This window comes from Arthrobacter sp. NPDC056493, from assembly GCF_042795115.1.
GTDB lineage: Bacteria > Actinomycetota > Actinomycetes > Actinomycetales > Micrococcaceae > Arthrobacter.
In genome coordinates, this window is sequence record NZ_JBHTSL010000038.1 from 23,938 (window position 1) to 47,045 (window position 23,108).

The window sequence follows — 23,108 nt, forward strand, 5'->3', positions numbered from 1 at the left end:
GCTCAGCCTGCCGTCGCCGCGGTCATGCGGGTGCCCGCTGAAACCTCGACGTCGGCCGGCACCTGGACTCGGACCGGAGCCTCGACGTCGGCGAACCGGACGGGGCGGCCGGTGCGTGCGGATTCATAGACCGCCAGCAGGATCCGCAGCGATTTGAGGGCGTCCTTGCCGGTGATGGCCGGCTCGGTGCCGGTGTCCAGCGCCTGCACGAAGTCGCGGACCTGGCTGGTGTGGTGCGGAATCAGCTGCCCGTTGATGGTGGAGAGGTCAATGTTGGGCTCCACGCCCTCGGGATGGACGGGCTCCACGGTGATCTTTTCGCCGACAGCCCACAGGTCCAGCCGGCCATCGCTGCCCTCGGGGAATTCCGTCAGCGACGCCGAGGCACCCGTTTCTCCGGTGATCCGGAGCTGGATGCCCAGGTTGGGGGAAACCGCCGTCGACGCCTCCAGCGTTGCCATGGCACCGGAGGTGAAGGTGATGACGGCCGTGGCGGAGTCCTCCACCTCGATGTAGTCGCCGTGCCGGAACGTGTTGACCTTCCCGTAGACCTCCGCCACGTCGCCGAGGTACCACTGCAGCAGGTCGATCTGGTGGATGGCCTGCGTCATGAGCACGCCCCCGCCGTCGTTCTCCCAGGTGCCGCGCCAGGCGTCCCGGTTGTAGTACTCCGGGGCGCGGTGCAGCATCACCGAACACTGGGCCATGAGCGGCCGGCCCAGCGTTCCGTCGTCGATGGCGGAACGGATCTTCTGCGCGGCCGGCCAGAAGCGGCGCTGGAACAGTGCCCCGAACTGCACGCCGGCGTCCGCGCACGCGTCCACCATGCGCTCAGCCGAGTCCAGCCGGGTGGCAATCGGCTTCTCGCACAGCACATGCACCCCGGCTGCTGCGGCCTTGAGCACCACGTCCTCGTGGGTGGGGTGTGGCGTGCAGACGGACACGATGTCCACCCCCAGCGCCAGGAGCTCGTCCACGGTGTCCACCGCATCCGGCACGTCCCAGTTCCGGGCGGTGGCGCGTGCCCGGTCCAGGTCGATGTCGCACACCCCGACCACCTGCACATTGTCCAGGGCGCCGAAGGCCTCGAGGTGGTTGCGGGAGATGGCGCCGCAGCCCACGATGCCGGCTCGGTAGGTGCGGGGGGCGGTTGCTGGCGGGGTCATGGGTCCAACTTTCTCTCTGTACGGGGGCGGGGCGGGGCGGGACAGGCGGGGCGGGAACGGCGGGGTTTCAGTCGGGCCGGGGGATCAGGCGGACGTGCGCTGGCGCGGCAGGCCGAGCTCTTCGAGGGGAGTCTTGTGCGTCTCGCGGGCAGTGGCGATGGCGGCCGCGGAGACCGCCAGGCAGGCCACCGTGAAAACTGCCACCGGGATCCAGCCGCCGGGTCCCGGCTGGGCCAGGACGGTGGCGATGGCGGGAGCGAAGCCGGTGAGGATCAGGCCCACCTGGCTGCCGATGGCCATCCCGGAGTAGCGGACCGGCGCCGGGAACATCTCGGGAAAGAAGACGGTCCACACACCGTTCCAGCAGGAGTAGAAGACGGACATGTTCAAGAACCCGAAGACGAAGATCAGGGCGATGTTGTGCTCACTGATGGCCCAGAAGTAGCCGAACGCGGTGACGGCGCAGCCGAGGGAGCCCACCAGGAGAACCTTCTTGCGGCCCACCCGGTCCGAGATGATGCCGGCCAGCGGGATGGTGAACATGGACAGGCCGATGGTGACTGCGTTGACCGTGAGCATCAGGGTCCGGTCCAGGCCGATGCCCTTGCCGGTGGCATACGCCAGCGCATACACGGTGAAGGTGGTCTGCATGACGGAGAACAGCATCACGAGGGCAACGCGCAGGACGTCGCGCCACTGCGTTTTCAGCACCTCGGCCGCCGGAATTCCCTTGGGCTTCTTCGCCTCCACGGTCTCCTCGAATACGGGCGGCTCCTCCAGCCGGGTGCGGATCCAGTAAGCGACCAGCAGCACCACGGCGGACAGCCAGAAGGGGACGCGCCAACCCCAGCCAAGCAGCTGCTCCTCGGGGAGGGCGGCGAGCGGAATGAACACCACCGTGGAGAGCACCATGCCGGACGCGTAGCCGGTCATCACGAAGCTGGTGAAGAAGCCGCGGCGTCCATCCGGGGAGTGTTCCATGGTCAGGGTGGACGCGCCCGCGGCCTCGGCGCCGGCCGAGAATCCCTGCGCCAGCCGGCCCGCCAGCAGGAGCGCCGTCGCCCAGTAGCCGATCTGGTCATAGGTGGGCAGGAAGCCGATGCCGATGGAGGCAACACCCATGATCACCAGCGTGATCATCAGCGCCTGTTTGCGGCCGATCCTGTCCCCGAAGTGGCTCATGATGACGCCGCCCAGCGGCCGTGCCAGGTAGCCGACGCCGAACGTGGCCATCGCGCCGAGCAGGGCCACCACCGGGTCTCCGCCGGGGAAGAAGATCTTGGGGAACACCAGCGCTGCTGCCGTGCCGTAGATGAAGAAGTCGTAGTACTCCAGCGTGGATCCCAGGAAGGAAGCCAGCGCGGCCCTCCGCGGGGTCTTTGTTGGCAGGCTGTCCGCGGGCTTCACCACAGCCTGCTCCAGGACGGCGGTTTCCGCAGCGGGGGTTGGGGGTTGGACGTGTCCCATCGGTTCTCCTCATTGAGTTTCCAGGGCGGCCGCCACCGAGGTTGGCGGGGGCCAAAGGCTTGGGCGTGCACCGCTTCGGGTGGCTGTCGCCCTGGAGAAAAACACTAGGAGCAGGGCAAAGCGACGGGGCGAAACTTCCCGTTCAACGGGACGCCGGCTGGCCCGGTAAGCGAAGGGAAAGGCCGCTGAAGCCCCGGGTCAGGCGCCCTGGAGCCAGGGACGGGTGCCGTAGGGACGGCGTTCTGCGCCCATGGTCCGGGACAAGCCGCGCCCTGCGGCCACCAGGACGGGAAGGACCACCTTGGGGTCCTCGTCCGCCGTCGGAATTACGACGGCGATCGCCCCGATCACGCTGTTGCCCTCGCCAAAGACCGGCACGGCATAGGCGGTGTTTTCCTCCACCAGGACGCCCGCCATGCGGACGTAGCCGCGCTCGCGGACCAGGGCGAGCTGGGCGCGCAGCCGCAGCGGGTCCGTCTCCGTTGCCGCCGTGGTTTTCTCCAGCCGGCCCGCCAGAAACCGTTCCTGCACGTCGCGCGGCATGTGCGCCATCATGGCCATGCCGGAGGAGGTGTTGTGGATCAGGAGCCTGCCGGCCACCGCGGCAAGGTTGGTGGCGGTGCCGTGCCGGTCCAGCTGCTCCAGGTAGAGCACGGTGCCGGAACCGACGTCGGGAATGGAGAGTGACACCTGCTCCCGGACGGCGGCGTGGACACCTTCGAGGAACGGAAGGCCCCGCCGTCGGAATTCCTCTAGCGGATTGCTGCGGGACGCCAGCTCCCACATCTTCATGCCCACGCCGTAATCGCCGGCCTCGCTGCGGTTCAGCAGCCCGCTGTCCACCAGGTCATTGGCCAGCCGGTGGGCGGTACTGCTGGACATGCCCGTGGCGCGGACCAGTTCGCTCAGCGACATCCGCGGGCGGCCCTTCGAAAAGGCATCCAGGATCTTCACGACGCGCTGGATGACGGATTCGCCGGAGGGCGAGTTGGCCATCAGGCCCGCCGCAGCCCGGAGGCGTCCCCGCCGTAGTCCAGTCCGATCTGCCGGGCAGCCGCCTGCAGGCGGGGCACCACTGACTTTTCGATGTCCTCGGCAGGTGAGCGGTGCGTCTGCAGGGAAACATTGACGGCCGCCACCACCTCATGGCCGCGGCATACCGGCACCGCCACGCCACGCAGTCCCTCTTCCAGTTCCTGCGACACCATGGCCCACCCCCTGGACCGGGCACGGTCAATTTCGGCCCGCAGCTGGTCGCGGCTGGCAACGGAGTGCTCGGTCAGTTTCTGCAGCCGCACGGTTTCGAAGTAAGCCTCCAGTTCCCCTTCAGTCAGGGCGCCGAGCAGCACACGCCCCATGGAGGTGGCCCAGGCCGGGAACCTGGTGCCCACGGTGATGGTCACGCTGAGGAGCCGGGGCGACGGCACGCAGGCGACGTACACGACGTCGGCGCCGTCGAGAATGCAGAGGGTCGTGGTCTCGTTCAGCTCGGCAGCGAGCGCCTTCAGGTGCCGGTCCGCGATGGCCGGAAGCTCGAGGTTGGCCAGGAAGGACCGGCCGATGTCAAGCGAACGCGCGGTCAGCTCGAAGTGCGCCCCGTCCGCCCGCAGGTACCCGAGATCGGCCAGGGTGAGGAGGAAGCGCCGGGCGGAAGCCCTGGTGGTGTCCGCCGCCGCGGCCACCTGGGACACCGTCAGCCGGGGAGTGTTCGGGGTGAAGGCCCGGAGCACGTCGAACGCCTTCTCGACCGATTTCACAAAGTAGGCCGGCTGTTCGTCCATGAGCTCCCTGCACCTCAAGCTGCGCGCTGTTCCTGACCTACCAAGAATACGGGCCACTGTCCGGCAGGGCGCAGGGCAACCTCCGGCCGGGAGCCGGCAACAAAAGCGGATTGTGAGCCGCTTCACTCTGCGCTATCCTTTTTCTAGTCGCATATCGCACTCTTGTTCGTGATACGCACAAATACAAAAATCCGGACCCCGTCTTTCAGTGCGGAAGGACCCCTGCAATGACCGATCTCGCCCCCAATGTCACCGCTGAGGCGAAGCAGTACCAACTCAAGCGCGCCAAGAAGGCCGCCCTCGCCGCCTTCCTTGGCGGCGCGCTCGAGTACTATGACTTCTTCATCTACGCCACCGCTGCGTCGCTGGTCTTCTCCAAGATCTTCTTCCCCTCAGGCGATGCAACCATCGCCCTCATCGCCTCGTTTGCCACGTTCGGCGTCGCCTACGTGGCCCGCCCGTTCGGCGCCGTCGTCTTCGGCCACCTGGGCGACAAGATCGGCCGCAAGAACACCCTCGTCCTGACCCTGGTGCTCATGGGATCGGCCACGTTCCTGATCGGCGCGCTCCCGGACTTCAACACCGCCGGCTACTGGGCACCTGCCCTGCTGGTTGTCCTGCGCCTCATGCAGGGCCTCTCCGCCGGCGCGGAAACGGCGGGTGCCTCGGCCCTGTCCACCGAGGAGGCTCCGGAGGGCCACCGCGGCTTCTTCGCCAGCTTTGCCATGAGCGGCATCTCCGCCGGCATCGTCCTGGCCTCCCTCGCCTTCCTTCCCGTGGCCGCCATGAGCGAGGCAGAACGCCTCGCCTGGGGCTGGCGCATCCCGTTCTGGCTGTCCATCGTGGTGCTGGTGGTTGCCTACCTGGTCCGGCGTTCCCTCGAGGAGCCTGAGGTCTTCGAGGAAAAGCACGACCACGGCGAACTGGTGAAGCTTCCGTTCGCCAAGATGTTCAAGACCCACCCGGCGCAGTTCTTCCAGGTTGCGCTGATGTCTTTCGAAACGGTGACCAACACGTTCATGCAGTCGTTCGGCCTGGCCTATGCCGTATCCGTCGGCGTCCCGGCGTCGACCATGCTGTGGGTGAGCATCCTGGGCAACGTCATCGCCATGTTCAGCCAGCCGTTGCTGGCACGCCTCTCTGACCGCTTCGGCCGGCGCCCGGTGTTCATCGCCGGCGTGCTGGGATCCGGGCTGATGATCTTCGTGTACTTCTCCGTCATCTCCACGGCCAACATCCCGATGATCTTCCTCGCCAGCACCGTGATCACCGCCGGCACGTACTCTATGTCCAACGCGATCTACCCGGCCTGGTTCTCCGAACTGTTCAATGTCAAGGTCCGCTACTCGGGCATGGCCATCGGCCTGCAGGTCGGCATCCTGTGCGCCGGCTTCACGCCGCTGCTGGGCACCGCGCTGGTCGGCGCCGACAAGGCCAACTGGGGCCCCGCCGCCTGGATCGTCGCGGCTTCCTCGCTGCTGGCTGTGGCCGGCGCATACTGGGCCCGCGAAACCCACAAGACCCCGCTGCGGGAACTGGGCAACCCGGTCCGCTAGCCACAGCCCCGCCCCACCCATGGAGTTTTTGTCCATGTGTCGCGACTTCGTGGGCGTTTAGCGCCCATTATCTGGACAAAAATTCCAACCAGCCACGCGCGAACAAGCAGTTGGTGCCCTCAAATTGCTAGTTTGAGGGCACCAACTGCGTTTTTGGTATCTGCGGTTTCCGGGCATTTTGGGGCACAGGAGGAACTGGATGGAGCTTCGGCAGATCGAGGCGTTCCTTGCCGTGGCCGAGGAACTGCACTTCGGCCGGGCGGCGCACCGGCTCCGCATGGCCCAGTCGCCGCTGAGCCAGACCATCCGGAAGCTCGAGAAGGAGCTTGGCTCGGGTCTGTTTGAGCGCAACACCCGGTCGGTGGCCATGACGACGGCGGGTGTCGCCTTCCTCCCCCACGCCCGCCGGATCATCGACGAACTTGACCTCGCGCGCCGTTCCGCAATCACCGAACCCGGCACGTTCTACGGCCGGCTCAGCATCGGGTTCTCGGGGGCGCTGAACCACCGGACCCTCCCCCCGCTCACGCGCGCCCTCCGCCACCGCTACCCGTCCCTTGACCTCACCCTCACCGGCGGCCTGCTGACCCAGGACGCCCTGCAGCAACTCAGGAACGGTTCACTGGACCTCGCCTTCGTCGGACTGCCGCTCGATGCGGGCGCGCTGGCCACCCGCACCATCGCCCTCGAACAGCTGGGCGCCACCGTCCCGGTGGACCACCCCTTGGCTGAACGGCCGGCGGTGGGGCTCGCCGAACTGTCCGACGACGGTTTTGTCACCATGCGCGCCGCCCAGGGATCCACGCTCCGCGATGCCATCTTCTCGGCTTGTGCCGCTGCGGGCTTCCGGCCGAGGGTGGCGCAGGAGGTCACCGACCCCTACACCGCACTGTCGCTCGTTGCCGGCGGCGTCGGGGTGAGCCTGATGCCTGCCTCCATGGCCAGCATCATGCCCGGCGGGACGGTTTTCATCCCGCTGACCGGCACGGCGCCGCGGCTGGAGTCGGGCCTTGCATGGAACCCGGCAGCCACCTCCCCCGCCCTGGCGCTGGCCCTGGCCGTCGCCGGGGAAGTCCTCCCGACCCCGGCTGGCTGACCCGGTCTCGGCTGCGCTCGCACCCAAGCCGGCCGAGGCACCAACCCGGCCTCCCGGCGTCGTGCATTATGTGCTTTCTGTACATACTCATTGACCAAATAAGTGTTGGACGCGGCACAATCCCGGTGGCGACCATGGAAAGAACATCCACCAGCTCAACGAAGAGGACCCACCCATGGGAACATTTGCCGTCACCTACGCCTACACCGCCAACTCGTCCGCAGGCCGGGACGAACACCGCCCCCGCCACGTGGCATTCCTGCAGGAGCAGTTCGACGTCGGCACCCTGGTGAAGAGCGGGCCGTTCGGGCCGGAGGAGGATCCGGGCGCGCTGCTGATCATCGAGGCTGGCTCGAAGGCCGACGTCGAGGCACTGATGGATCAGGACCCGTTCTACCGCAACGGCCTCGTGGCGCAGCGCAGTATCCGGCAGTGGAACATCGTCTTTGGTGCCGACGCAGGCGCCAACGCCGTCGCAGCACGGAACTAGGAGCGCGTCATGCTGATCGCGCGCACCGTCGCCAGGGAGACCATCCGGTATGAGGACGTCCCCGAGCCGGTTCTCGAAGCCGGGCATGCCCTGGTCCGCGTCCACAACGTCACCCTGTGCGGCACCGACCTGCACATCTGGGAGGACGACTATCCGGCCGGGCTGCCCGTCATCCAGGGCCATGAATTTTCCGGCACCGTCGTGGCCATTGGACACAACGACGCCGGCATCCGCGCCGGTGACCGCGTTGCCGTCAGCCCGATGATCTATTGCGGACAGTGCCGGCCGTGCCGCCTGGGCCGGTTCAACGTCTGCGAGAACATCGGCTGCATCGGCTGCTATTCGGACGGTGCACTTGTGGAGCTGCTCAGCGTGCCGGTGGCGAAGCTGTGCCCCGTGCCGGACGGCCTGGAACTGGATCTCGCAGCCATGGCAGAACCTGCGTCCATCGCCATGCAGGCGGTGAACCGGGGCCGGCCGGTTTCCGGTGAGACGGCCCTGGTGCTCGGCAGCGGCCCGATCGGGCTGCTTGCCACGCTGTACCTGACGGATCTCGGCGTGCGGGTGGCCTGCGCCGACACCGAGCCCGGCCGGCTCGAGCTGGCCACTGCCTTTGGCGCCGTGGACACGCTGCTGGTCTCTCCTGGCGCGGAGTTTCCCGGCGCGGACCAGGCCCTCCGGCTGGATGCGCTGACGGAATCGTCCGGGCCGGATCTGGTCATCGAGGCCACGGGCGTTCCGTCCTCGCTGGAGAACGCTGTCCGCCTGGTGGCGAGCGCCGGACGGGTGGTCCAGGTGGGAATCTCGGCGCGGACCGCGTCCGTCCCCATGAACGCCATCCCTTTCAAGGAGATCGACCTGCTGGGCAGCCGGAACAGCCTGAACCTCATCCCGGCAGGGCTGGAACTGCTGGCCCGGCACCGGGACCAGGCCCGCGCGCTGATGACGCACCGGTTCCGCTTCGAGGACCTGCACCAGGCCTTCGAACTGATGCGCAGCCGCACCGAGCCGGTGGGCAAGATCGTGGTGGACATGCCTGGAGCGACGGCGTGATCCCCTCGGCAAAACCGCTGCTCACTCCGGCCGGGAACATCTCGGGCGCCTACGACGTCGTGGTCGCAGGCAGCGGCGCGGCCGGCCTGGTCGCGGCGATCCGGGCGGCCGACGCCGGGCTGAGGGTACTGGTGGCCGAGAAGGCGCCGCTGCTGGGCGGCACCACGGCGGCCGGGGGCGGCGTGATGTGGGCCCCGAACAACCATCTGGCACGCCATGCCGGCTACCGGGACAGCCACGAGGACGGGGTGGCGTACCTCACCGAGGCCGCGGGACACGCGCTGACCCCGGCGGAGGTGGAGTGGTACGTCAGCACGGCACCACGCGCCGTCGCCTTTCTCGACGCCGAAACCCGGCTTTCGCTGACACCGATCGCCCGCCCGGATTACCACATGGAATGGCAGGGCGCGGCCGACGGCGGACGCGGCCTGGACAACGACGCCTTCGATCCGTCGGAGTTTCCGGGCCTCGCCGAGGCGATCCGGCCGTCGTCGTACTTTCCGCTGCTGACCATGACCGAACGCGACCGGCTTAACGGCCGGGCGGCGGACCCGGAGCTGCTGGCCCGGCGCGCCGCCACGGGCGTACGGACCATGGGCGGCGCCCTCGTGGGGTCGCTGCTGGCGAGCGCCCTGGACCGCGGCGTGGAGATTGCGGCCTCTGCCCCGGTGGAGGACCTGTCCCGCGACGGCGACGGGTGGACGGTGACCCTCGGCGGCGCCGCAGCCGGCCGCACGACGACAGCGGCCGCCGTCGTGCTCGCTTCCGGCGGCTTCGAGTGGAATCCGCGGCTCCGCCGGGCGTTCCTGCCGTTTCCGGTGACGCCCATCAGCGCGCCGTCCAACGAGGGCGACGGCCTGGAGCTGGGGCTGAAGGCCGGCGCCGCGGTGGCCGACATGACCGCCATCTGGGGAGTGCCGGTGATTTCCGAGGCCGCGCACGAGTACGACGGCGTGCGGTCCGGCCGGATGGGCAACGTGGAAATGACGCTCCCCGGCTCGATCACCGTCAATGCGGCCGGGAAGCGCTTCGTGAACGAGGCACTGAACTACCACGATGCCAGCCGCGTCTTCGCCTCCATTGACCCGCTCACCGGCCGCCAGCAGAACAACCCGGCATGGCTCGTGTTCGATGCGGCGTACCTGGCGAAGTACCCGGTGGCCGGCTCGCCAGCGGGCTCTCCGGCGGAATGGATGACGGCTGCGGATTCGCTGGCCGAGCTGGCCGGCAAGGCGGGGATCGATCCCGCCGGGCTGGCCGCCACGGTGGCCCGGTTCAACGCAGGCGCCGCGAACGGAGTGGACACGGAATTCCACCGCGGCGCCACGCCGCAGGACCGTTTCCTTGGCGACGCCGCCAACACCCCCAACCCGTGTCTGGCCCCGCTCAGTTCGGCTCCGTTCTACGCGGTCCGGATTTCCGCCGGCGTGTTGGGAACCTCAGGCGGCCTGGACACAGACTTCAACGGCCGCGTCCTGGACCGACACCGGCAGCCGATCCCCGGACTCTACGCGGCAGGCAACGTCTCCGCGGGCGTTTTCCGCAACAACTACCCCGGCGGCGGAGCAACCCTGGGCTCGGCCATCACCCGGGCCTTCGCAGTGGGCGAGCACCTCGCAACGACCCTCTAAGCCCCCTACCGATGAGTTTTTGTCCATTTGTCGCGACTTCAAGGGCGTTTAGAGCCCATTATCTGGACAAAAACTCTAAACGAGAGGAAAGGACGACGGCGGAACCACCCGCCGGCGTCCTTCTTGCGTTAAGTCGTCCTTGCGTTAACCCCGCGCCCGCCATTACCGCACCCGGTACCCGCTTCCGCCTCCGCCCGACCCTGTGATGCAACTCATGGAAAACTCTTGACAAGCTTGTACAAGTTTTTCCATACTTGAGGAGAAGGGTTTCAACGGAGCAACTGGAGGACCGCATGGCGGCAAAACTTACGGACGTCGCAAAGCTCGCGGGCGTCTCGCTCGCCACGGCGTCACGGGCGTTCGGCGACCCCGGCCGCCTTGCCGCCGAAACGCGCCAGAAGGTCATGGACGCCGCCACCCAGCTCGGGTACGACGTGCCCGGACTCAACGGCAGCCGCACGTTCGGTGTGGTCGTCCCGGACATCTCCAACGCCGTGTTCGCCGCCCTCATCAAGGCCATCCAGGACCAGGCCTGGCACGGACGCCACCGCATGGTCCTCGCCGACACCGGTGAATCCTCCGCCCGCGAGCGCGACCACCTCGCGGCCTTCGCCACCGGGGTGGACGGCATCATCCTTTGCTCCCCGCGCCTCCCGTCGGACCAGATCCACAACCTGGCCGGCAACGCGCCGCTGGTCGTCATCAACGGTGAGGCAGACCAGGCCGCCCGCGTCCTCATGGAAGCCGGCGAAGGAATCCGCCAGGCAGTCGAGCACCTGTACGCCCTCGGCCACCGCAAGCTCGCCTACATTCCCGGCCCGGCCTCTTCCTGGGCCAACGGGCAGCGCCTCGCTGCCATCACCCGCCTTTGCGGCGAATGGGGCATCGAGCTGGTCACCGTGGGCAACCAGAACGCCACGGTCGACGGCGGCCTGGCCGCCGCAGCGTCGGTGGTCGCCAGCGGCGCCACCGCCGTCATCGCCTACAACGACCTCGTCGCCATCGGCATGCTCGCCGGCGCCCGGACCCTCGGCTACCACTGCCCCGAGGACATCAGCGTGGTGGGCATCGACGACCTCGACATCGCCGCGGCCGCAGAACCCGGGCTCACGTCCGTCCGGGTCCCCATCAACCGCAGCGGCTCCCTCGCCCTCGAACTCCTCCTCGAACAGATCGCCGGCAAGCCGACGGCCACCGAGGCGGTCCACCTCAACTCGCAGCTCATCGTGCGGGGCTCCACCTTCGCGGCCCGCACCGCCAGCCAGACCCTCCAGGGAAAGTAACCATGAGAATCGTCATCGCAGACCCCAACCTGATGCCCCAGCGCGCCACCTTCGAGGCGGCGCTGCCCGAGGGCACCGTCGCCTCCTGGCACGACAGCTGGAACGAACACTCCGTCCTGACCGACCTCAAGGACGCCGACGTCTATGTCGGGCCCAAGTTCACCGCAGCCATGGGCGCCGAGGCACGGAACCTCCGGCTGGTGCACGTTGCCGGCGCCGGCTACGACGGCATCGATGCGGACGCCCTTCCCGCCGGGTCCGTCTGCGCCAACACCTTCCACCATGAAGGCTCCATCGCCGAGCACATCGCCACCGTGCTCGTAGCGCTGCGCCGCAACCTGCTGGGCCAGGACGCCGCGCTGCGCACCGGCGTCTGGTCCTCCTCGGTCTACTCCCCGGACATCCGCCAGCCGGAAACGCTGCGCGGCGCGGTGGTGACGTTCCTCGGCTTCGGCCACATCGGCAGCGCCGCCTGGAAACTGCTTCAGGCGTTCGGCGTGGAAGGCATTGCCATCACCCGGAGCGGATCCGTCAACGCGGAAGAACACTCCCTGCGCTGGACCGGCACCACCGACCGACTGGGCGAGGCGCTCAGCGAATCCGATGTGCTGGTGGTCAGCATCCCGCTCGACGCCGGAACCACCTCCCTGATCGGTTCGGCCGAACTGGACAACCTTGGCCCCGACGGGCAGCTCGTCAACGTCGCCCGCGGCCCCGTTGTCGACGAAGCCGCACTCTACGAGGCCCTGAAGGAACGCCGGATCGCCGGCGCCGCCATCGACGTCTGGTACCAGTACCCCGGCACCGACGGCCGCGGCGAACCCTCGGCGCTGCCGTTCGGCCGCCTGGATAACGTCATCATGACCCCGCATTCCTCCGGCGTCACGGCCGAAACCTTCCGCGGCCGTGCCCTCGAGATCGCCGAAAACATCACCCGCCTGTCCGCGAACCAGCCACTCAAGAATGTAGTGATTTCCCGATGACCCGAAAAATCGTCGACGTCGACGTCCTCGTCACCAGCCCCAGCCGCAACTTCGTCACGCTGAAGATCACTACCGACGACGGCATCGTCGGCTGGGGCGACGCCACCCTCAACGGCCGCGAACTGTCCGTGGCCAGCTACCTCCGAGACCATCTCGCCCCCGCCCTGCTCGGCCGGGACGCCGACCGGATCGAAGACACCTGGCAGTACTTCTACAAGGGCGCCTACTGGCGGCGCGGGCCGGTAACCATGGCCGCCATCGGCGCCATCGACCTGGCCCTGTGGGACATCAAGGGCAAGGCACTCGACGTCCCCGTCTACCAGCTGCTGGGCGGCGCCGCCCGCGACAAGATCCTCACCTACACGCACGCCACCGGCTGGGACCTGCCCGAGCTCATCGACTCCGTGGACCGCCGCCGCGAACAGGGCTTCCGCGCCGTCCGCGCCCAGTCCGGGGTCCCGGGCCTGGACAAGGTCTACGGCGTCACGAAGGGCGCCGCCAGCTACGAGCCGGCCGGCCGGGGGGCGGGACCCGTCGAGGAGGACTGGGACACCTCCGCCTATCTGCGCCACGCCCCGAAGGTCCTCGCCGGGGTCCGCGAGCACGTGGGCCCGGACCTCAAGCTCCTGCACGACGTCCACCACCGGCTCAACCCCACCGAAGCCGCCCGGCTGGCCAGGTCCCTCGAGGACGTGGACCTGTTCTGGCTGGAGGACGTCACGCCGGCGGAAAACCAGCGGCTGCTGCGCACCCTGCGGCAGCAGACCACCATCCCGCTGGCCATCGGCGAGGTCTTCAACACCGTCTGGGACTGCGAGCACCTCATCACCGAACGCCTCATCGACTTCATCCGCACCGCCGTCGTCCATGCCGGAGGCATCTCCCACGTCCGCAAGATCCTGGCGCTGGCGGAGGTCTACCAGATCAAGGGCGCGCCGCACGGCCCGTCGGACGTCTCGCCGATCAACCTCTCTGCCTCCCTCCACCTGGGCCTGGCCACCAGCAACTTCGCCATCCAGGAATACATGGGCTACGACCCCCTGGTATCCGAGGTCTTCCAGTCCAGCTTCCGCTTCGAGGACGGCTACCTGCACCCCGGCGACGAGCCCGGCCTCGGCGTGCACGTGGACGAGGACGCCGCCGCCCGGTTCCCCTACAAGCAGGCCTACCTGCCCATCGCCCGGGAGCTCGACGGCTCCATGAAGGACTGGTAACCCATGACCTCCATTCCCCCGTTGTCCGCGGCCATCCCCGGAATCCTGCGGCGGCCAGCCGCCCCGGCTGCCGGCATCGTGCACCTGGGCCTTGGCAACTTCCACCGCGCCCACCAGGCCGTCTATACCGACGCCGCCGTCACCGCCCACGGCGGCGACTGGGGCATCATCGGCGTCGCAAGCCGCTCCTCAGCCATCCCGGACGCCCTGCACGTCCAGGACATGCTCTACACCGTGGTGGAAATTTCGCCCGAGGGCTCCAAGTTCTCGGTTCCGCGGATCCACACGGACGCGTTCACCGCCGCTGCCGACCCCGGCCGGGTGGTCCGGGCCATCGGCGACGCCGGCACGCGGATCGTGTCCCTCACGGTCACGGAGAACGGCTACAACTACACGCCCGCCACAGGCTCGCTCAACCTGCAGGACCCCGCGATCCGGCACGATCTCGCCCACCCTGGCTCGCCGCAGACACCGATCGGGCAGATCGTCCGCGGCCTGCAGCAGCGCTCCCGGACCCACGCCGAACCGGTGACCGTCCTCAGCTGCGACAACCTCGCCGACAACGGCCACCACACGCAGCGGCTGGTCCGCGAGTTCGCCTCGCTGCTCCCGCCCGCCGAAGCCGCCGAGGCCCTGGCCTTCATTGACACGCGCACCAGCTTCCCCTCCTCCATGGTGGACCGGATCGTGCCGGCCACCACCGACCACTACCGCAGCCTGGTCACGTCCCAGCGCGGCTACAGCGACCGGATCCCTGTCCCCGGCGAACCGTTCACCATGTGGATCGTCGAGGACAACTTCATCGCCGGACGCCCCACCTGGGAGGACGGCGGCGCGGTGTTCTCCGACGAGGTGGCCGGCTACGAGCAACTGAAGGTCCGCCTGCTCAACGGCACGCACTCCCTCATCGCCTACCTCGGAGCCCTCACCGGCGCCGTCACCATTCCTGAATCCGTCTCGCACCCGGCCATCGAGCTGGCCGCCCGCTCCGTGCTGCGCAACGAGTACCTGCCCAGCGTCTCGGTGCCGGACGGCGTGGACGTGGACGCCTACGAGGAACAGCTCTTCTCCCGCTGGCGAAACACGGCCCTGGGCCACCGCACCAGCCAGGTGGGCTCGGACGGGTCCGTCAAACTCCGCCAGCGGATCCCGCTGCCGGCGCTGCAAATGCTCGACGACGGCCGGACGCCACAGCTGCTGGCCCTCACCACCGCCGCGTATCTCGCATGCATCGCCCCGCTGCCCGGGTTCGATCCCGGACCCCAGGCCCACGCCATGGAGGACCCCGCCCGGGGCCTGCTGGCCGGACTGGCCGCAGCATCCCGCTCGGGCCAGGACCTCGCCCGCAAGGTCCTCGGTAGCCACCATCTCCTCGGCGAGGAACTGGCCGAACGCGACGAGTTCATCGCACGCACCGGCGAGTTCATCGACATCATCCACTCGGCCGGACCGCTGGCCGCCATCGCGGAAGCCAACGCCGCCCTCACTCCCGCCCCGTCCCTCCAAACCACACGGAGCACGCCATGACCGTCCAAGCCATACCCGCAACTAATGCCGCCGGGCTACCCACCGGCACCCAGGCCGCGGTGCTGCACGGCGCCCGCGACCTGCGCATCGAGCACAGGCCGCTGCCCGCCCTCGGCCCGCAGGACCTGCTGGTCGAAATGCGCTCCGGCGGGATCTGCGGCTCGGACATGCACTACTTCGCCGACGGCCGCAACGGCACCAACGTGCTGCGCCAGCCCACAGTCCTGGGCCACGAAGGCGCCGGCGTCGTCATCGCCGCAGGACCGGCCGCGAAAGTCGCAGCAGGCACCGCCGTCGCCATTGAACCGGCCCTGCCCTGCCGCGAATGCCCGACGTGCCTGTCCGGGCGCTACAACCTCTGCCCGGCCGGAACCTGCTTCGGTTCCCCGCCCACGGACGGGCTGTTCGCCCGCCACGTGGTGGTGCCCGAGGCCGCCGTCCACCGGCTGCCGGACACCATCCCGGCCGAAATCGGGGCAGCGATCGAACCGCTCGCCGTCGCCGTCTGGGCCGTGGAGCGGGCGCAGGTCCGGAAGGGCCACCGCGTGCTGATCACCGGCGCCGGACCCATCGGGCTGCTGGTGGCCCAGGTCGCAGCTGCCAAGGGCGCTTCGGAAATCATCGTGACGGACGTCAACGACGACCGGCTGGCAGTAGCAGCCAGGTTCGGCGCCACCCGCACCATCAACACCGCAACCACGCCGCTGGACCTGGCGGACATGGACCGGCTCATCGAATGCTCCGGCAACACGAAGGCCCTCGCGGACGGCATCCAGACTCTGGCGCCGGCAACCCGCGCCACCGTCGTCGGCCAGGCCAAGCCCACCGTGGACGGCATCCCGCTCGGGTTCCTCCAGCGCTACGAGATCGACCTCGTCACCGCGTTCCGCTACGCGAATGCCTTCCCCGCGGCGATCGACCTCGCATCCTCGGGCGTGGTGGACCTTCCCACCATCATCACCAGCACGTTCCCGCTGGAAGACGCCGCGGCCGCCCTCACGGCACCCGTGACCGACCCCACCAACCTCAAAGTACTCATCACTTACACCCCAACCGCCCCCTAGCCTCGCAAGCTCGGCCAGGGAACCCGGCGGTCGTGGCCCCCGCCTCAGGGCCGCAAGACATCCATTCAAAGGAGTATGGAAATGACCACAGCAGCACACATCCCCCCGGGGGAAGTCGATCAGAGCAAAGTCCGGAAGGCCGCCGTCGCCGGCCTCATCGGCACCACCCTCGAACTGTATGACTTCGTCATCTACGGCACCGCCTCGGCGCTTGTCTTCAGCAAACTGTTCTTTCCCAACGTTTCCCCCGCAGCTGCGCTGATCGCCAGCTTCACCACCTTCGCCGTCGGCTTCCTGTTCCGTCCGCTGGGCGGCATCTTCTTCTCCCACTTTGGCGACCGCCTCGGCCGGAAGTGGATCCTCGTGGTCACCCTCCTCTTGATGGGCGGCGCCACACTGGCCATCGGCCTGCTGCCCACCTTCGACCAGATCGGCCTGTTCGCCCCGGTCCTGCTGTGCGTGTGCCGTGCAGCCCAGGGATTCGGCGCCGGCGCCGAGCAGTCCGGCGGCGCCACGCTGCTCACCGAATCGGCAGCTCCCGGCACCCGCGGCAAGCTTGCCTCGCTGATCATGGTCGGCGCGGCTGCCGGCACCGCCCTCGGCGCGCTGGTGTGGATCGCCGCCCAGTCGCTGGCTCCGAACGACATGCTCACCTGGGGTTGGCGGCTGGTCTTCCTCTCCAGCATCTTCGTCACCGTCGCCGCCCTGATCATCCGGCGCAAGCTCGATGAATCCCCCGTGTTCGAAGAGATCAAGCAGGCCCGCACCGAACCGCCCGCACCGCTCAGGGAAGTCGCCAAGCACGGCAAGGCCAACGTCCTGCGCGTCATCCTCATGAACCTCGGCGTCAGCACCCAGTCGTACACCATCCAGGTCTTCATGGCCTCGTACCTGATCACCGTCGTCGGAACCGACCCCAAGTTCATCCCGCCGGTGCTGCTCATCGGTGCGCTCTGCGGCGGCGTCGCCGCCGTGTCCTTCGGAATGCTGTCCGACAAGATCGGCCGCCGGCGCGTCGTCTCCCTCATCACCGGCGCCCTGATCCTCTTCCCGGCACCCGCCTTCATGCTCCTGACCACCGGCTCCCCCGTGGCGATCGTGCTGGTGATCATCGTGGGCTTCATGCTGGCCTGCCAGGGTGTGGTGGGTGTGCACATGAGCTACTTCCCGGAAATCTTCGGCAGCCGCTACCGCTACGCCGGCGTCACCCTGGGCCGCGAGTTCTCCTCCATCATCGGCGGCGGCATCGCCCCGATGGTCTGCGCCGGACTGCTGGGCCTCTTCAGCAACTCCTGGATTCCGGTGGCCATCTACATGTCGCTGACCATGCTCGTCAGCTTCATCGCCACCCGGCTCTCCCCGGAGACCGTCAACCGCGACCTGACCGACCCCGAGGACGCCCGCCCGAACGGCGGAGTGGTCGCCACCCCTTCGGGGGCGGCTGAGCTGGCCGCCGCCCGCCCCACCAAGTAATCCACACGGTCAAGTAATCCCGGCACGGTCAAGTAGTCCCCGCCCCGGCGAAAGTGACAGTGCACGACGGCGGCACGCGCCGCCGTCGTGCACTGTCCGTTCCGCTTTCCAGCCCTTCCACCGCAAGCGCAAGCCCGCCAACTCCAAAGGAATCCCATGCTCCGCCTCGAAAACCCCGGCACTGCGTCCCGGCCGGCACCCTCCGCAGTCCTCCGCGAGACCCGGGCCGTGGCCGTCCTCCGGGCCAGCCATGCCTCGGATTACGCGCCGGTCATCGAGGCGCTGCAGCGCGGCGGCGTGCTCAGCATCGAGCTCACGCTCAGCACGCCCGGCGTGTGGGAGGAGCTTCCCCTCCTGCGGGGGCGGTTTGGGGACTCCCTCGAGATCGGCGTGGGGACGGTCACCGAAGCAGCGGAAGCCGAAACAGCCCTCGACCTGGGCGCGGCGTACATCGTCACACCCGTCACGGATCCCGGTGTCATCTCGGCCTGCGTTGGGCGCGGCGTTCCGGTCTACCCGGGCGGCCTGACCCCCACGGAACTGCATGCCGGCTGGAAACTGGGCGCCACCGCCGTCAAGGTCTTCCCGGCCTCCACCGTCGGCGCCGGCTACGTGTCGCAGCTCCGCGGCCCGTTCCCGGACATCGAGGTGATCCCGTCCGGCGGCGTCAACATCGAGGACGTGCCGGCCTGGATCAGGGCCGGCGCCCTGGCTGTCAGCCTCGGCGGGCCGCTCCTGGGCGACGCCTTCAAGGGCGGCGACCTGCACCACCTCACGGCCAGGGCGCGGCGCGTGCGCGAGCTGATCGACCAGGCCGCGGAGCAGCTGGGGGCCGTCAAGTGAACCAGGGCAACCCAGTGAACCCGGCACCGTATGTCCTCACCTTCGGCGAGACCATGGCGCTGATGCGGGCCGACCAGGTTGGCCCGCTCGCGCATGCCTCCACCCTGAGCCTGGGCATCGGCGGCTCCGAGTCCAACGTTGCCATCGGTCTCCGCCGGCTCGGCGTGCAGGCTGTGTGGTGCGGGCGCGTCGGTGCGGACTCCCTGGGACAGCTCGTGGAGCGCGAAATCCGTGCCGAGGGCGTGGACGTCCGCATCGCCGTCGACCCTTCCGCCCCCACCGGGCTGATGATCAAGGAACGCCGGACTCCGGACGCGCAGCGCGTCAGCTATTACCGTGCGGGGAGCGCCGGTTCGCGGATCGCGCCAGCTGACATTGACGGCGAGCTCATCTCCGGGGCCGGGCTGCTGCACGTCAGCGGCATAACGCCGGCGCTGTCAGCGCAGGCGGCGGCTACGCTTCGGCACGCCATAGGTGTGGCCCGGGCTTCCGGCGTTCCGGTGTCCTTCGACCTGAATTACCGGGGCAACCTCTGGTCCGCCGAGGGTGCCGGCAGCGTCTACCGCGACATCATTGCGCTGGCGGACATCGTGTTCGCCGGCGAGGACGAGGCAGCGATCACCGTCGGTGCCGGTGAACCAGAGGAGCTGGCCCGGAAAATCGCCTCCCTGGGACCCGCCCAGGCCGTGATCAAGCTCGGCGCCGACGGTGCCCTCGCCCTGGTTGACGGCACGGTGTTCCGGCGGGCGGCTGTTCCCGTTTCTGTGGTTGACACGGTCGGAGCCGGCGACGCCTTCGTGGCCGGTTACCTGGCTGAACTCATGGAGGGCCGCGGGCCGGCCGACAGGCTCCGGACCGCGGCTGCAACCGGTGCCTTCGCGTGCCTCGTCCCCGGCGACTGGGAAGGCTTCCCCCGCCGCCACGAACTGGCGCTCCTGGAAGCAAAGGAGCCGGTCTCCCGCTAGCCCCGCCCGGAAACCGACTGGAAACCGACTGGAGTTTTTGTCCATTTGTCGCGACTTTGCCGGCCTTTAGCGGCCATTATCTGGACAAAAACTCCAACCAAACGAAGGGCGACGGCGGGACCACCCGCCGTCGTCCTTCTTGCTTGCGTCTCGTCGGGCCCTAAAGAAGGAGTTTTTGTCCACGTATCGCGAGTTCAAGGGCCTTTAGCGGCCATTATCTGGACAAAAACTCGGAACCGAGGGGGAATTAGCCGACCCGCGGCAGCGCCTCCCCCGCGGACAACCCGGCGATCTGGGCGGAAAGAGCCGCGGGAAGCTTGGCCGGGTGCGACTGCAGCCAGGCCGGGATCCGCTCGGCGGGCAGCGGCTTGCTCCAGAGGTAGCCCTGGGCGAGGCGAACACCCAGCCTGCGGAGTTCGCTCAGCTGCACGGCGGTCTCCACACCTTCGGCGACCACATCAAGCCGCAGGCTCTCGGCCATGCCAAGGACCAGTTCGATGATCGTGGCCCCGTGCGGGTCCGTCCCCAGCTCCTCGACGAAGGTCCGGTCAATCTTCAGGGTCCGGGCCGAGAGCCACTTGAGGTAGCTCAGCGATGAGTAGCCGGTGCCGAAGTCGTCGATGGACAGGCCCACGCCCAGGCGGGCCAGCCGCTGCAGGGTTTCCTTCGGCAGGTCCGGCTGGTCCATGAGGACCGTTTCAGTGATCTCCAGGTGGACGGCGGACGGATCGATGCCGGTGTCACGGATGGCGGCCTCCACGACGTCGGGAAAGTCGCCGGTCACGAGCTGGCGGCCGGAGATGTTCACCGCCGCAGTGAAGTTTTCCGCCCCCGGGATCCGGGTCCGCCATTCCTGCACCTGGCGCATCGCCTCGCGGAGCACCCAGGTGCCGATCGGAAGGATCAGGCCCGTCTCCTCGGCGATGGGGATGAACGCGTCAGGCATGATCGGGCCGTGCTCATGGTGGTGCCAGCGCAGCAGCGCCTCAAAGCCCACCGTATCCTCCGTGGTGACGTCGATGATCGGCTGGTAGTTCAGGGACAGCTCATTGCGCTCCAGCGCAAGCCGCAAATCGGACTCCAGGTCGAGACGCCCCGTGGCCCGCCCGGTCATGTGCACGTCATAGATCGCTGACGAATCCCCGCCCGCGGATTTGGCCCGGTACATGGCGGCATCGGCGCCCTGCAGCATCGACTCGGCGGTGTCCTCTTCGTCCGCAAGGGCGATGCCGACGCTGACGTTGAGGTAAATCTGCCGGCCGTCCACCTCGAATGGCTGCCGCGTTGCTCCCTTGATCCGTTCGGCCAGGTCCTGCGCTCCGGACATCGGGAGGTTCTCGCAGATCACCACGAACTCATCGCCTCCGAACCGGCCCACGGTGTCGCCGTCCCTGACGGCCGCCTTCAGCCGCTCACCGAGCTGCACGAGGATTTTGTCGCCGGCGCCATGGCCGATGCCGTCATTGATCAGTTTGAACCGGTCGACGTCGACGAACATCACCACCGGCCATGCGGACCGGTCCAGGAAACCCTGTAGGACTTCGGTCACCAGGTACCTGTTCGGCAGGCCGGTCAGGGCGTCATGGCGCGCCTGCCACTCAAGGATCTGTTCGGCGTTCTTCCGGTCCGTAATGTCCAGGACTGTGTCAAGGAACCGCAACGGCTTGCCGTCTGCGCTGTTGATGCTCCGGATCCGTGAGTGCAGCCACCGCTGTTCCCCGCTGGGCCTGATGATCCGGTATTCGAAGTCCGCGAAGCCGAGCCCGTTGTCCAGACGTTTCCATACCTGCCGGACCTGGTCACGGTCCTCGGGGTGCGTTACTGCCAGGATGGACTCCCGGTCCTTCCGGTCCCCGGCGGACAGGCCCAGGATCCGGTCGAATTCCTCCGAGTGCCAGGTTTCCCCGGTGGCAATCGTGTGCTCAACGCTGCCAACATGGGCCATCTCCTGGGCGGCCAGGAGCCGCTCCCGCTCCGCCTCGGCTGCTGCCTTGAGGCGCTGGATCTCCGTAATGTCCCGGGCGATGGCGGATGCCCCCACCTGGATCCCGTCCTGATCGTAGACAGGAGACACCGTAAGGTCGACGTCGATGACAGTGCTGTCCTTGCAGCGCCAACGGGCCTCCACGCCGGTGACGAACGCCCCGCCTCCCGGACGGATCGTGACTTCCGCGCCGAAGTACGCGCCGTCGTCGGCGGTCATCAGCCGGTGGGTCTGTCCCACGGCTTCCCAGGAGCTCCAGCCGAGCATCCTTGCCGCCCCTGCATTCCAGCTGGTGATCTTCCCGGTGAGGTCAGCGCCGATGATGGCATCGCCAGAGGATTCCACCATGGCCGAGAGCCTGCGCAGGATGGCCTCGGTGTGCTTTCGGTCGGTGATGTCCTTCGAGATCGCCACCACGGCCACCGGCACCGTGTGCCGCCCCCTGATCCGGCTGACTGTCACGTGGACCGGAAACTCCCGGCCCGTGCAGTGACGTACCCAAAGTTCACCGGCCCAGTCCTCACCGCGGGCCACCCTGTGCGCGATCTCCAGGTCGGTGGCGCCCTCGCCCCGTGCCTCAGCCCCGCCCACGATTCCCAAATCCGTGATCTTCATGCCCAGAACCTTGTCCGGGCCGAGCCCGTACAGGCGTTCCGACGCACGGTTCCAGTATGTGATTCGCCAGTCGCCGTCCATGCCGATCACCGATTGGCCGATCTCATCCAGCAGCAGTGACTGTGTCACTAAGTCGTCACGATGTTCCCCAGGCATTACCCCTCCGACCGGTGCTCCCCCGATAGCCGCGCGCTACAGCACTCGGACCCGTTTGCTTAAGGAACCGTGCACGAAGTAAATCAGCAGGCTGAGTTTCCTGCAAGTATCCGCTCAGGTGGCGGCTTCCGCATCCGCGAGCCGGATCATGCGCAGCTCATCCCGCACTGCACGGGACGGCCAGTGTTCACCGGTCAGTTCCCCGAGCCGGGCCGCGCTGGCCCCCGGAAAAAGCTTGTCCATCAGCCCTGCCGCGTGCAGCAGGCCAATCAAGGCGGCGGTTCTGGCGTCCGACGGCGATCCGTTGAGTATGCTTTCGATCCTCGCCAGAAGGGCCGCTTCCGGAGCATGGTCCTTCTCCGGATAGCGGGTGGTCCTGAAGACGCCGAGATGCTTTTCGCCCACGTGGCTCACGACGCCGAGCGCCGCCAGCCCCTCATAGATCCGGTGCAGTTCGGCCCGGCTTTCCAGCATGGCAACCCAGCGCCGCGGGCTGTGCGGCCGGGACTTCTCGTGGATCAGCTCCCACTGGTGCAGGAAGTCAGATTGCGGCGGGGCTCCGGCGACCCTCACGTGTTTCCCCTGCAGCTGGATCGCGCCCAGCAGGTCCAGCTCGGCCAGGATGGCGCCGGACAGTGCGGCCTTGAGAACGCTCGGCGGCACTTCCGGCTCGCCGTCCTTCTCGTTCGTCGCCAGCAGAAGCAACGCCTGCGGCAGATTCAGCTCCCCGGCGCCCGGTACTTCGGTGCTCATACCCCCAT

19 protein-coding genes are annotated in these 23,108 nt (G+C 68.1%); 13 read left to right on the plus strand and 6 right to left on the minus strand.

Translation table 11 applies throughout. The annotated features are described in order from the left end of the window. Positions 1–2: 2 nt before the first annotated feature. From ACFQ50_RS15510 to ACFQ50_RS15525, 4 genes are all read right to left on the minus strand, one after another. The gene (locus tag ACFQ50_RS15510) at positions 3–1,166 is read right to left on the minus strand and encodes a Gfo/Idh/MocA family protein (protein WP_377996493.1); all 1,164 of its coding nucleotides are present in this window, start codon (positions 1,164–1,166) and stop codon (positions 3–5) included. A gap of 84 nt (positions 1,167–1,250) precedes the next feature. After that, positions 1,251–2,633 (minus strand): MFS transporter, encoded by a 1,383-nt coding sequence (locus tag ACFQ50_RS15515; RefSeq protein ID WP_377996495.1) that lies wholly within the window; start codon positions 2,631–2,633, stop codon positions 1,251–1,253. A 198-nt stretch (positions 2,634–2,831) separates the two neighbouring features. Beyond that, entirely contained in the window at positions 2,832–3,629 is a 798-nt protein-coding gene (locus ACFQ50_RS15520) for an IclR family transcriptional regulator (protein ID WP_377996496.1), read from the minus strand. Then, positions 3,629–4,414, minus strand: coding sequence for an IclR family transcriptional regulator C-terminal domain-containing protein (locus ACFQ50_RS15525; protein ID WP_377996498.1), 786 nt, complete (start codon positions 4,412–4,414; stop codon positions 3,629–3,631). Before ACFQ50_RS15525 ends, ACFQ50_RS15520 begins: the two co-directional genes overlap by 1 nt. A 227-nt stretch (positions 4,415–4,641) precedes the next feature. Between ACFQ50_RS15525 and ACFQ50_RS15530 the strand changes: the two genes are divergently transcribed. The 13 genes from ACFQ50_RS15530 to ACFQ50_RS15590 all read left to right on the plus strand — a co-directional run bounded on the left by ACFQ50_RS15530 (position 4,642) and on the right by ACFQ50_RS15590 (position 19,592). After that, positions 4,642–5,970 carry an MFS transporter gene (locus ACFQ50_RS15530; RefSeq protein WP_377996500.1) on the plus strand — a complete coding sequence of 443 codons (1,329 nt, stop codon included), beginning with the start codon at positions 4,642–4,644 and terminating at the stop codon, positions 5,968–5,970. Positions 5,971–6,169: 199 nt separating this feature from the next. Beyond that, positions 6,170–7,066 carry a LysR family transcriptional regulator gene (locus tag ACFQ50_RS15535; protein ID WP_377996501.1) on the plus strand — a complete coding sequence of 299 codons (897 nt, stop codon included), beginning with the start codon at positions 6,170–6,172 and terminating at the stop codon, positions 7,064–7,066. A 175-nt stretch (positions 7,067–7,241) separates the two neighbouring features. Continuing rightward, on the plus strand, positions 7,242–7,556 hold the full coding sequence (locus ACFQ50_RS15540) for a YciI family protein (protein ID WP_377996503.1): 315 nt from the start codon (positions 7,242–7,244) through the stop codon (positions 7,554–7,556). 9 nt (positions 7,557–7,565) lie between these two features. Further along, the gene (locus tag ACFQ50_RS15545; protein ID WP_377996505.1) at positions 7,566–8,609 is read left to right on the plus strand and encodes an alcohol dehydrogenase catalytic domain-containing protein; all 1,044 of its coding nucleotides are present in this window, start codon (positions 7,566–7,568) and stop codon (positions 8,607–8,609) included. Continuing rightward, positions 8,606–10,240, plus strand: a complete 1,635-nt coding sequence (locus tag ACFQ50_RS15550) for an FAD-dependent oxidoreductase (protein WP_377996507.1) — start codon at positions 8,606–8,608, stop codon at positions 10,238–10,240. The genes ACFQ50_RS15545 and ACFQ50_RS15550 overlap by 4 nt, the downstream gene beginning before the upstream one ends. Positions 10,241–10,533: 293 nt before the next feature. After that, on the plus strand, positions 10,534–11,523 hold the full coding sequence (locus ACFQ50_RS15555) for a LacI family DNA-binding transcriptional regulator (RefSeq protein WP_377996509.1): 990 nt from the start codon (positions 10,534–10,536) through the stop codon (positions 11,521–11,523). 2 nt (positions 11,524–11,525) lie between these two features. Further along, positions 11,526–12,506 (plus strand): 2-hydroxyacid dehydrogenase, encoded by a 981-nt coding sequence (locus tag ACFQ50_RS15560; protein ID WP_377996510.1) that lies wholly within the window; start codon positions 11,526–11,528, stop codon positions 12,504–12,506. Continuing rightward, positions 12,503–13,720 carry a D-mannonate dehydratase ManD gene (gene manD / locus ACFQ50_RS15565; protein ID WP_377996512.1) on the plus strand — a complete coding sequence of 406 codons (1,218 nt, stop codon included), beginning with the start codon at positions 12,503–12,505 and terminating at the stop codon, positions 13,718–13,720. Before ACFQ50_RS15560 ends, manD begins: the two co-directional genes overlap by 4 nt. A 3-nt stretch (positions 13,721–13,723) precedes the next feature. After that, the gene (locus ACFQ50_RS15570) at positions 13,724–15,247 is read left to right on the plus strand and encodes a mannitol dehydrogenase family protein (protein WP_377996514.1); all 1,524 of its coding nucleotides are present in this window, start codon (positions 13,724–13,726) and stop codon (positions 15,245–15,247) included. Continuing rightward, positions 15,244–16,311: an NAD(P)-dependent alcohol dehydrogenase gene (locus ACFQ50_RS15575; protein ID WP_377996516.1), complete on the plus strand. Its 1,068-nt coding sequence runs from the start codon at positions 15,244–15,246 to the stop codon at positions 16,309–16,311. The genes ACFQ50_RS15570 and ACFQ50_RS15575 overlap by 4 nt, the downstream gene beginning before the upstream one ends. 81 nt (positions 16,312–16,392) lie before the next feature. After that, the gene (locus ACFQ50_RS15580) at positions 16,393–17,784 is read left to right on the plus strand and encodes an MFS transporter (protein ID WP_377996518.1); all 1,392 of its coding nucleotides are present in this window, start codon (positions 16,393–16,395) and stop codon (positions 17,782–17,784) included. 156 nt (positions 17,785–17,940) lie between these two features. Next, the gene (locus ACFQ50_RS15585; RefSeq protein WP_377996520.1) at positions 17,941–18,627 is read left to right on the plus strand and encodes a bifunctional 4-hydroxy-2-oxoglutarate aldolase/2-dehydro-3-deoxy-phosphogluconate aldolase; all 687 of its coding nucleotides are present in this window, start codon (positions 17,941–17,943) and stop codon (positions 18,625–18,627) included. A 14-nt stretch (positions 18,628–18,641) separates the two neighbouring features. Continuing rightward, positions 18,642–19,592, plus strand: a complete 951-nt coding sequence (locus ACFQ50_RS15590) for a sugar kinase (RefSeq protein WP_377996521.1) — start codon at positions 18,642–18,644, stop codon at positions 19,590–19,592. Between the two features lie 247 nt (positions 19,593–19,839). On the opposite strand, the gene ACFQ50_RS15595 is transcribed toward ACFQ50_RS15590, so the two are convergent. Both ACFQ50_RS15595 and ACFQ50_RS15600 read right to left on the minus strand, forming a co-directional pair. Beyond that, a complete protein-coding gene (locus ACFQ50_RS15595) occupies positions 19,840–22,320 on the minus strand; it encodes an EAL domain-containing protein (RefSeq protein ID WP_377996522.1) in 2,481 nt (826 codons plus the stop codon). A 141-nt stretch (positions 22,321–22,461) separates the two neighbouring features. Continuing rightward, entirely contained in the window at positions 22,462–23,100 is a 639-nt protein-coding gene (locus ACFQ50_RS15600; RefSeq protein WP_377996524.1) for a GPP34 family phosphoprotein, read from the minus strand. Positions 23,101–23,108 lie beyond the last annotated feature (8 nt).

What these genes read in the sequence shown, in the direction of transcription:
- ACFQ50_RS15510 (WP_377996493.1), bottom strand. Translation starts at nt 1,166, where the DNA reads ATGACCCCGCCAGCAACCGCCCCCCGCACCTACCGAGCCGGCATCGTG.
- ACFQ50_RS15515 (WP_377996495.1), bottom strand. Translation starts at nt 2,633, where the DNA reads ATGGGACACGTCCAACCCCCAACCCCCGCTGCGGAAACCGCCGTCCTG.
- ACFQ50_RS15520 (WP_377996496.1), bottom strand. Translation starts at nt 3,629, where the DNA reads ATGGCCAACTCGCCCTCCGGCGAATCCGTCATCCAGCGCGTCGTGAAG.
- ACFQ50_RS15525 (WP_377996498.1), bottom strand. Translation starts at nt 4,414, where the DNA reads ATGGACGAACAGCCGGCCTACTTTGTGAAATCGGTCGAGAAGGCGTTC.
- ACFQ50_RS15530 (WP_377996500.1), top strand. Translation starts at nt 4,642, where the DNA reads ATGACCGATCTCGCCCCCAATGTCACCGCTGAGGCGAAGCAGTACCAA.
- ACFQ50_RS15535 (WP_377996501.1), top strand. Translation starts at nt 6,170, where the DNA reads ATGGAGCTTCGGCAGATCGAGGCGTTCCTTGCCGTGGCCGAGGAACTG.
- ACFQ50_RS15540 (WP_377996503.1), top strand. Translation starts at nt 7,242, where the DNA reads ATGGGAACATTTGCCGTCACCTACGCCTACACCGCCAACTCGTCCGCA.
- ACFQ50_RS15545 (WP_377996505.1), top strand. Translation starts at nt 7,566, where the DNA reads ATGCTGATCGCGCGCACCGTCGCCAGGGAGACCATCCGGTATGAGGAC.
- ACFQ50_RS15555 (WP_377996509.1), top strand. Translation starts at nt 10,534, where the DNA reads ATGGCGGCAAAACTTACGGACGTCGCAAAGCTCGCGGGCGTCTCGCTC.
- ACFQ50_RS15560 (WP_377996510.1), top strand. Translation starts at nt 11,526, where the DNA reads ATGAGAATCGTCATCGCAGACCCCAACCTGATGCCCCAGCGCGCCACC.
- manD (WP_377996512.1), top strand. Translation starts at nt 12,503, where the DNA reads ATGACCCGAAAAATCGTCGACGTCGACGTCCTCGTCACCAGCCCCAGC.
- ACFQ50_RS15570 (WP_377996514.1), top strand. Translation starts at nt 13,724, where the DNA reads ATGACCTCCATTCCCCCGTTGTCCGCGGCCATCCCCGGAATCCTGCGG.
- ACFQ50_RS15575 (WP_377996516.1), top strand. Translation starts at nt 15,244, where the DNA reads ATGACCGTCCAAGCCATACCCGCAACTAATGCCGCCGGGCTACCCACC.
- ACFQ50_RS15580 (WP_377996518.1), top strand. Translation starts at nt 16,393, where the DNA reads ATGACCACAGCAGCACACATCCCCCCGGGGGAAGTCGATCAGAGCAAA.
- ACFQ50_RS15585 (WP_377996520.1), top strand. Translation starts at nt 17,941, where the DNA reads ATGCTCCGCCTCGAAAACCCCGGCACTGCGTCCCGGCCGGCACCCTCC.
- ACFQ50_RS15600 (WP_377996524.1), bottom strand. Translation starts at nt 23,100, where the DNA reads ATGAGCACCGAAGTACCGGGCGCCGGGGAGCTGAATCTGCCGCAGGCG.